This window comes from Streptomyces sp. NPDC058620, assembly GCF_042717135.1.
Lineage (GTDB): Bacteria > Actinomycetota > Actinomycetes > Streptomycetales > Streptomycetaceae > Streptomyces.
Window position 1 is genome coordinate 197,105 of sequence record NZ_JBHXQO010000001.1, and the last position, 9,311, is coordinate 206,415.

The 9,311-nt window shown below is 71.3% G+C and carries 7 protein-coding genes; 1 reads left to right on the forward strand and 6 read right to left on the reverse strand.

Going from position 1 to position 9,311, the window contains the following annotated elements:
- Nucleotides 1-6: 6 nt before the first annotated feature.
- The 6 genes from ACFWSK_RS00900 to ACFWSK_RS00925 form a co-directional block, all read right to left on the reverse strand.
- Entirely contained in the window at nt 7-720 is a 714-nt protein-coding gene (locus ACFWSK_RS00900; RefSeq protein WP_383780101.1) for an NDP-sugar synthase, read from the reverse strand.
- A gap of 32 nt (nt 721-752) precedes the next feature.
- A complete protein-coding gene (locus ACFWSK_RS00905; protein WP_383780104.1) occupies nt 753-1,754 on the reverse strand; it encodes an SDR family NAD(P)-dependent oxidoreductase in 1,002 nt (333 codons plus the stop codon).
- A gap of 120 nt (nt 1,755-1,874) precedes the next feature.
- On the reverse strand, nt 1,875-3,311 hold the full coding sequence (locus ACFWSK_RS00910; protein WP_383780106.1) for a hypothetical protein: 1,437 nt from the start codon (nt 3,309-3,311) through the stop codon (nt 1,875-1,877).
- Entirely contained in the window at nt 3,308-4,831 is a 1,524-nt protein-coding gene (gene pelF / locus ACFWSK_RS00915) for a GT4 family glycosyltransferase PelF (protein ID WP_383780109.1), read from the reverse strand. The genes ACFWSK_RS00910 and pelF overlap by 4 nt, the downstream gene beginning before the upstream one ends.
- Nucleotides 4,832-4,930: 99 nt before the next feature.
- Nucleotides 4,931-7,066, reverse strand: a complete 2,136-nt coding sequence (locus tag ACFWSK_RS00920) for a hypothetical protein (RefSeq protein WP_383780111.1) — start codon at nt 7,064-7,066, stop codon at nt 4,931-4,933.
- Between the two features lie 481 nt (nt 7,067-7,547).
- Nucleotides 7,548-8,075 carry a hypothetical protein gene (locus ACFWSK_RS00925; protein ID WP_383780114.1) on the reverse strand — a complete coding sequence of 176 codons (528 nt, stop codon included), beginning with the start codon at nt 8,073-8,075 and terminating at the stop codon, nt 7,548-7,550.
- 914 nt (nt 8,076-8,989) lie between these two features.
- Here ACFWSK_RS00925 and ACFWSK_RS00930 point away from each other — a divergent pair.
- Nucleotides 8,990-9,208: an MbtH family protein gene (locus tag ACFWSK_RS00930; RefSeq protein ID WP_383780116.1), complete on the forward strand. Its 219-nt coding sequence runs from the start codon at nt 8,990-8,992 to the stop codon at nt 9,206-9,208.
- Nucleotides 9,209-9,311 lie beyond the last annotated feature (103 nt).

The window sequence follows — 9,311 nt, forward strand, 5'->3', positions numbered from 1 at the left end:
CGGTGCTCAGGCTCCCTTGAGCAGCAGGGACTTGCGGCTGGTGAACTCCGCGTTGGCACGGTCGTAGTCGTCGGGACGGCCGATGTCCAGCCAGTAGCCGTCGAAATCGTAGGCGTGCGGCGGGTTGCCGGAACCCAGCAGGTCCAGCACCAACTCGTCGAAGCCCAGCGGCAGCCCGGCGGTGTACCCGTCGAGTGTGGCCCGGGTCAGTCCGTACACCCCCATGGAAACGCGGTAGTCCATGCTCGGCTTCTCGGTGAAACCGACGACCTTGCTCGCGTCGGTGGTCAGCACCCCGAAGTCGATGCGCACCTGCCGCGCGTACGTGGCGATCGTCAGTGGGGCTTCGGAGACCTGGTGGCGGTGGAGGACGTCGGCGTAGTCGAGGTCGGTGAGGATGTCCCCGTTCATCACCAGGAAGTGTTCCGGCAGCCGCTCACGCATCGGCAGCAGCGGGCCCATGGTCCCCAGCGGGGACTCCTCGGTGGAGTAGTCGACTCGCAGGCCCCACTGGGAGCCGTCGCCGACGTAGGCCCGGATGATCTCGCCGAGATGGCCTATGGCGATGGTGCAGCCGGTGAAGCCGGCCGAGGCGAGCTGGCGCAGGACGATCTCGAGGATGGCGTGCTGGTCGCCGATGGGCACCAGCGGCTTGGGCAGTGCCGTGGTGTAGGGCCGCAGCCGGACACCCTTGCCTCCGGCCATGATCACTGCGTACATGGTCTTCCCCTTGCTCGAAGTGCCGGACGTGGTCAGATGTTGTAGATGCCGGTCTTGTAGCGGGCCAGGTTGGCGGGCTCGCGGAAGAACTCCACCGTCTGCGCGAGTCCTTCCTCCAGGTCGTGCGCCGGGCTCCAGCCGGTCGCCGCGCGCAGCCGGCCTGCGTCCGCGACGAGCCGCATCACCTCGGAGTTCGCGGGCCGCAGCCGCTGCGTGTCCTCGCGGACGTCGAGCGCGGTGTCCATCACCTTGCCGATGAGGCTGACCAGGTCGCCGACGGAGATCTCGCCGCCGGTACCGGCGTTGAAGGTGCGGCCCACGACCTGCTCGGCGGGCGCGGAGCCGACCGCCAGGAACGCCTGCGCGGTGTCCTTGACGAAAGTGAAGTCGCGGGTGGGACGCAGGTCGCCGAGGGTGATGGTCCGCTCGCCGGCCGCGACCTGGCCGATGACGGTCGGGATCACCGCCCGCATGGACTGCCGCGGCCCGAAGGTGTTGAACGGCCGCAGCGTCACCACCGGGGTGTCGAAACTGGCGTGGTAGCTGTCGGCCAGCCGGTCCCCGCCCGCCTTCGAAGCCGCATAGGGGGACTGGGTGTTGATGGGGTGGTCCTCGGTGATCGGCACGGTCTGCGCGGTGCCGTAGGTCTCGCTGGTGGAGGTGTGCACCAGCCGCGGTGTGCCCGCGGCCCGTACCGCCTCCAGCACGTTCAGTGTGCCGGTGACGTTGGTGTCCACGTAGCTGTGGGGCGCCCGGTAGGAGTACGGGATGGCGATGAGGGCGGCCAGGTGGTAGACGCTGTCGGCCCCTTCGACGAGATGGCGGACCGAGCCCGGGTCCCGGACGTCGCCGAGGACGATCTCGACCTGGTCCAGGACATCGGGGGAGAGGGTCTCCAGCCAGCCGTACGAGGAGAAGGAGTTGTACTGCGCCATGGCCCTCACACGGTGCCCGGAGGCGACGAGCGCCTCGGTGAGGTGGGAACCGATGAAACCCTCGGCTCCGGTGACGGCGGCGAGCGGTGGGGCGGTCAAGATGGTGTCCTTCCGCTGGATGGTGATTGGTGATTGGTGGTTGGTGGGCGGTGGCGGGCCGCGGGCGGCCCGGGTGACGGATGGCGGTGCGGTGGCACGTGCGCGGCCGGTGGAGCGGCGTCAGCCGTGGGCGGCCGGGCGGCCCAGCTGCCGTATGGCCACCGCGGTGAGACAGAGCACGGCGGCACCGCAGCACAGCGGCAGCGCCGCGGTGCCCGGTGGCGCGCCGGTCAGCGTGACCGCGCCGGCGAACACCGCCGCGGTGAGACACAGGGCCGCCGGCGGCCAGGCGGTGCCGAACGCCTGGAGCAGCAGGGAGATCCACAGCGCGGCGGCGAGCAGCAGCAGGGTGACGGGCTCGGCGTCCACGAGCAGTGCGGCCGGCGCGAGCGGACCGAGGTACACCAGCAGGCAGCCGGCGAGAACGGCGGCGGAACGGGCCCGGAATGCGGCGGGTGTCCTCGTGGACCGCAGAGCCGCCACAGACAGTCCGCGGTAGCGGTACAGCAGCCACTCGGCCGGCCCCATGCTCAGGGTCAGCACGATCACCGCCCAGGGATGGTCCCGGCCCGCCAGGAACACCAGCGACCCGGCGGCCAGTCCGAACAGCCCGTACGGCAGGGACGGCAACAGCCCCGGACGCGGGGCACCGGGCGCGGCCGGGGCCGTGCGGGTGGCGCGCAGCGCCCAGCCGGCCGCGGCGACCGCGCCGAGGAGCGACAGCAGTGGCAGCCCGGCCCGGAGCACGGTCCCGGGCTCCCACCACAGCAGTGCCGTCCCGCCGGCGGTGACCGGCACGAGGACCGCCAGCAGCAGCCGCTCGCGGCCCAGTACGAGCAGCACACCGGCCGCCGCCAGGTACGCCGACTGGGTCGCGACGGCCAGGGCGGTCACGCCCGAGCCCGAGAGCGCGGCTCCGGCGGCGGCCGCCGTGGCAGCACCCAGCGGCGCCCCCTTCGTCAGGGTGCTGCCCGCCTCCCGGCGCCCGGTCGCCAGGCGCACGTACGCCCGGTGGCCCAGAGCCTGGTTCCAGGCCCAGGAGATCAGCCCGGCCACCACCAGTGCCCGCACCGTGCCGTCAGCGGGCAGCAGCCGCCCGGCGAGCGCGTAGGCGAGGCCGGGCAGCGCGAACAACAGCCCTCGCAAGGCGCAGCGCAGATGGTCAGGCCGCCAGGGATCGGCGGGCCGCGGCGGCTCGGGGAACGTCCGCGGTATGCGCTGGTACAACGCCGTCGCCAGCGAGAACAGGTCGGCGTGCCCATACTTCTCCTGGATCACCTCGCCGGTGAGCCCCTCGGACTCCAGCAGCGCGGCGACCTCGTACGGGTGGACCGCGGGCGCGATGCGGTCGGCCAGTTCGGCGGCGAGCCTGTCCACCGCGTCGCGCCGCGCCCCGTGGCCGGGCAGGACCAGGGCCGGCGTGTGCTGGTCGGCGACGCGCAGGGCGAGGGTGCGGTCGTCGGCGAGGCGCAGGGCCAGCGTGCGGTCGTCGGCGAGGCGCAGGGCCAGAGCGTCCTGCTCCGCGCCGCCCGGCTCCAGCGACATGGGTCCGCTCATCCGGCCGCGCTCCTCACCGGTGATCTGTCCGCCGCCGCCGGCGCGCGTTCCTCGACGGCTGCGGGCGCGCTCCGGCCGCCGGACACCGACAGCTCCAGGTAGATGGAGCGGAAGGTGTCGATGGTCTGCCGGAGGGTGAACTGCTCGATCACCCTGAGCCGGGCCGCCTCGCCCATCCTCCGGCGCCGATCGGCGTCGGCCAGCAGCTCCAGTGCCGCGGCGGCCATCGCGGCCGGATCGCGGGGCGGCACCACGAGACCGGTGTCGCCGACGGCCTCCCGTACGCCGCCCACGTCCGTGGAGACGGTCGCCCGCCCGCAGGACATGGCCTCGATCAGGGTGAAGGGGAAGCCCTCGCTGATGCTGGAGAGCATCACGACGTTGCCCGCCGCGTAGGCGTCCTTGATGTCCTCGACCCGGCCCTCGAAGGTGACCGCGTCGGCGTGGCCCAGTTCCGCGGCCAGTGCCTCGCACCGGTCCCGGTAAGCCTCCCCGCCGCGCGGCGTGCCGCCGAACAGGCGCAGCCGCGCGGCGGGCACCCGCGCCCGTACGAGGGCGAAGGCGCGGATCAGCGTCTCCAGGTCCTTGATCGGGTCGACACGGCCGGCCCAGCTGAGCACGGGATCGGCGGGCTCGGGGCCGGCTGGAGGGAACGCGGCGGGGTCCACGCCGTTGTAGACCGTCCGGATCGACTCCGGCGCGGCACCGCCGCGCTCCTCCCAGAGCCGGTTGTAGCGATTGCCCGGGGTGATCAGGGCGGCCCGCCGGTACGTCTCCTCCGCCAGCAGCCGGAAGAAACCCAGCACGAGCGCCTTCACCGGCCACCGGTAGGGAGCGGTGCGGTATCCGAGGTAGCGCTCGCGCAGATAGACGCCGTGCTCGGTGAGCAGCAGTGGCACACCGTGCCGTTCCAGCGCGGCGAGGCCCGGCAGGACCGCCACGCCGCCGCTGACCGCGTGCGCCACGCCCGCCTCCGGGAACGGCGCGGCCAGCGGCCGCAGCGCGTGCTCCAGCAGCGCGGTCGCGGTCACCGCGTCCTGCAGGGTCGGCCGGGCCTCGCGTACCGCGAGCCCGGACCGGTTCCAAATGGCCGTCAGGATGCCGATGGCCCGGTCCCCGCGCAGGAACGGACTGAGCCGGCGGTCCTCGGCGGCCCGCGCGAGCGCGTACAGGGCCGGGCCGAAGCCGTCCTCTGCGCGCGGGTCGAGCAGCGCGGTCACGAACCGCTCGTAGGACTCGGCGAGCCGCCCGAGGCGGTGCCCGCGCGGCGCGCGCCCGTTTGGGGCGGGACCCCACATCGGGACGGAGACGATGCGCCCGACGTGGGCGGGGACGTCCCAGACAACAGGCTCGCGGCCGGTGCCGGTGACGGCGATCACGTCGAAGGCGATGTCGGGCATGCCGGTGACGAGTTGGTCGCACCAGACGCTCACACCGCCGTGACTGTGCGGGTAGGTGCCTTCGGTGAGCAGGGTGACGCGCGACGCGCCGGGGTGTCGCGCGCCGTGGGGAAAGTGCATCTATGTGCTCCACGGCCGGGGAGTGGGGGTGTCGGGCCCGGGGGTCGCGGGCCCGCCCCGGCCGCCGCACGGCGGCCGGGGCAGGAAGGCGTACGCCTGTCAGCGCTCCGCGCCGTAGGGGACCTGCTCCTCGACGCCGTCCGGCACCTCGGTCCGGGGTGCGGTTGACGTCGAGGCGGACTTCCCCTGCAGCTCGACCGCAGTGGCCGGCGAACCGGCGGACGTGGGCAGGTCCAGGGTGTACGGCAGACCGTCGGCCGAGGCCCAGCCGGAGACCGAGCCGGCGTAGGCGGCCCCGAAGCCCCTGCCGCCGTGCCGGGTACCGGCGGGCATGGTGGCCGCGAGCGCCACGTTGCCGGGCGCCTGCACGGTCACGCTGTCGCCGATCCGGTAGGCGGTGACCTGGCCCGCGTCGAGGGCGGCCCGCCAGGCGGCCCGGCGCTGCATCTCGACGCCGATCTCCTTCATGCGGAGATTCACCACGGGGGTGTCGTCGGTGAACAGGTCGTCGTAGTCGCCGAGCACACCGTCGAGCACCGGGTAGGCGATGCGGTCCTCGGCGAGGTTCGACTGGTGGATGAAGTGAGGCTTGGGGTCGTTGGCGAGGACGTGTCCCAGCGCGATCCGGCTCTCCAGCGGCACGATGTGCTCGGTGTAGCCGGTGGCGATGTCCAGCGGCGTGGCCAGGCAAGTGGAGGTGGCGGGGTTGTCCTCGCAGATCCCGCTGCCGCCCTGGGCGCGGGCGGTGTAGATCCAGTTGTATTCGTCGACCTGTTCGGCCGCCCGCCCGGCGTTGTAGAAGACGTTCATCGGGTAGCGGGAGACGGTCGTGGCGGAGCCGACCTGGCGCTGCACGGGGTCACGGGAGTTGTCCGAACCCAGCCACTCGATGCCCGTGTCGGTGAGGGCGAGTCCCAGGTTGGGGTTGTCCACCGGCTGCTGCGGGGTCACCTTCAGACCGGAGTGCTCACCGGTGACCAACTCCTCGCTCCTGAGCGGGAGTCCGGCCGCCACGCCCCACGCCTCATTGGTCGCGATCTCGTCGGCGATCTCGTTCCGGCCGACCCACCGGGTGGAGCCGTCCGCGTTCGTCGCGCACTTCCACGGCACCACGCCGGTGTCCTGCACGCAGCCCAGGAAGGCGTGTGTGTAGGTGTGGTTGATCCATCGGAACTGGTCGCGGTCGGCTATCAGCTTGTCGGCGAGGGCGTCCTGGCCGCCGTTGTCCTCGCGGTGGTCCACGGTGCCGGAGGCGTTGTAGGCGAAGTCGAGGGTGAATTCCCGGCTGCTCTGCCAGGCGGTCGCGTGGTCGACGTCGGCCGGGACCATGCGGATCGGGTTCGGGGTGCCCTCGCCCGGCTGGCAGTCCACGTCGCCGGGGGTGCAGTTGAGCGCGGTGTCCCAGCGGTCGTCGGCGGCGAAGACGTCGTCGACGTGGACCGCGAAGTAGTTGCGGTCGGCGCCGAGGTGCACCCCGCCGGTCATCCACTCCACGATGCCCCGGGCCAGCAGCCGGTACTGCTGCTGGTACTGGTTGTAGACGAAGGTGACGACGAGTTCGCGCCGCCCGTCGTGCCGGTACTCGCCCACGAGGGAGCCCTTCGTCGCCCTGCCCGGGATGGCGGCCTGGACGTAAGGGACGAAGTCGGCGCCCGCCGCCGGCGTCGAGAGGTAGGCGTAGGACTCGCCCACGGTGGGGGAGTTGTCCTCGAACGGGACGGTGCCCTCCAGGTAGCCGAAGGCCCCGGCCTTGCCGGCCTGCGTCACCTCGGCCTGCACCCCGTCGACGCTGCCGGCGTAGCCCGTGCCGACCGCCGCGTTGAGCCCCACCTGTGGACGCGCGTAGGTGTAGGCGTCGACCTGCGGGATCGAGTACGTCTGCTCGTAGGCCACGAGGGCTGCCATCTCGGCGGAGCCCGTCGGGAACGGGTTGTCGTTGGGCAGGACGACCGCCTGGTACTTCGCACGCGGTCGGCCGTCGACCGTGTCGGCGAGGAAACCCGCGTCGATCACGGCCCGGCCGGCGTCCTCCAGACGGACCTCGGTGTACGGCGTTCCGGCGTTCTCCAGTTCGGCGGCGATGGCGTCGGTGGACGGCCCCCCGTCGCTCACGACCAGCACACGCAGATCGACGCGCGGTGCCGGATCGTCTGCCTGGGCCGTGGCAGCCGGCAGCCCGATTGTCGCCATGAGTGTGCCCACTAAGAGCGCGGTGGTGCGAATGGTCCGCTTCATGCGGTGGAAACCCCTCCCCAGGGCAGGGGAGGTTGGGCTCCTGTCGGAGCCTGCCCACCCCCATGACCACGCCGTCGCCCCCTGAGACGCCGGTCGTCGACGCATCCGTCGCCTCACATAGTGAGGTCTGTGTGGAGCTTTTGCGTGCACGCCAGGGAACTTGACGGAAAAGCATATGCGTCTATCAATGCGACAAGACGGTCGTCGCGAACGGTGTGGTGCCCCCGGTCATCGGGGGGTGGGGGCCGCCCGCAGACCTGTGTGCTGCTGCGGAGGGCGAACGGCGGTACGCGGACCGCCGCACGTCGCGGAGGTGGAACGTCAGTGGACTAGACCAAGATGCCGGCCGGTGTGGAGCTGGATCAAGTCACTCCGGGTTGGCAAGCCGACGGCGGCCGGTGTGGAGCAGGGTCGGCCGCCGCCTTCGTCCATGAGGTCCCCGCTCAGCGGGGGCGTGCGCCGCTCGGGGCGCACAGGGGTGTCACGCGCACAGCACGCGGGTCTCGGGCGTGTACACGGGACCGCCGCTGAGGCTGGTGCTGTCGCTGAACTCGGCGTAGAAGTAGGAGTAGAAGCCGATGTTGCCGTTGCAGCCGGAGTCGGCGGCGACCTGCAAGGTCAGGGTGACGGTACGGCTCTGGCCGGGCGGGATGGTGGTGCCGTAGTTGCCGCCGAGGTTCGCCGGCCCGGTACCTGAACACGGGACGGCCCCGGCGTCCGTCGCCAGCCTGCAGCCGGTGAGGCTGTACGTGAGGTCGGGGCGCTGGGTGGTCAGCCAGGTCGGGTTGATGGTCTGGTAGATGAACCAGATGTCGTACGTCTGATTGTTCTTGATCGTCATCGACAGGTTCACCGCACCGCCGGGCGTGGTGGTGGCGGCGTCGGTGCTGAACGACAGCTCTGCCGGGGCCGGGGCGGCGGCGCTCGCGGAGGGCGCCAGGCCGAAGACGGCGAGGGCGAGGGCGATGATCGTGGCGAGACCGAAGCGTCTCGTGCGAGTGAATCTCATGGCCCGGGAGACTAAGCACGGTCCCCACGCCCGTCTGCACCACGAGACGCACCGCGCACGCGGTGCGGCTGGAAGCGGTCGGATGGTGAAGGTCATGTGAAGCCGTCTTCACGCGGTGGCGTGGAGGGCTGTTCCCGCACGACAGCGCCATGATGCGGCGTCGGTGCGGAGCGCGGCCATGCGTCGCCTCGCCGGGAGGTGCGCGTCGTGAGGCCAATGGCGCATTTCGGGCGGCTCGTACCGGTGCCGCGGTGCGTGGGGGCGGGCTCCAGGACCGCCCCCGCGTACGGAGCCGGTCCCCTCGCGCCGCAGAGCGATGATCAGCCAGCCGAACCGCTTCGGGCGGGCCCGGTGCAGGGAGCTGTCCAGGACTGCTCCAGCACATGTACGCGCTCGGCGCGGTCGGCCTCACGCCTGGCGACGGGCACCGGCTCCGCTTGGCGGGGCGGGGCGCGCGCCCGGCGCACGGGAGCGCATTGAGAGCTGTGGGTGTCAGAGAGTCTGCGGGCGCACGCCGACGGCTATCCGGATTTGAACGGGTCGTACTCAGCAATACTCGCATAATAGGGACATGGGGTGGCCGAATGTTTCTGTTGAGGGCGGGTTGGCATATGTCTCGGGCGAGTCTCTTCCCCCGTTGCCCGATTGAGTGCTCGTAAGTAATGGGCTGAATTTGCGCCTTTGGCCGTCGAGGGTCATCTATTGTGATTGGTGTGCGCGGGCGAAGTCGGGGAGCTCCGGCGAGCCCACGTGTCACGCCATGCCGGTATCTCGAGGCGTAACGTATCTCCGCCATGCGTGGTCGAGATCGCACCGCGAGGGGGTGGACGGCTTGGATGTGGCTGCAGAAAATTGACCGGCGCAGCATGCCTGAAAATATCTGATGAACATGTCGTGGATAGTGGGGGACGGTCGTGACCAATCCTTTCGATGACGAGTCGGGGCGGTTCGTGACGCTGGTGAATGGCGAGGGTCAGTACTCGCTGTGGCCGGCGCACATCGATATCCCGGGTGGCTGGCGCGTTGACGGACCGGAAGGGTCGCGTCAGGAGTGCCTGGATGCGATCGAGGCCGCGTGGAGCGACATGCGGCCCACCAGTCTGGTGCGGGCGATGGAGGCCGACGCCGGATAGGGCGGCCCCCGAGCCGTCGGGAGTGGCGCGTGCCGCTACTGGGCCGAGCGGGTTCCGACCCTCCTGCCTGATCGATTCTGCTCGTATGAGAGCAAAGTCGATC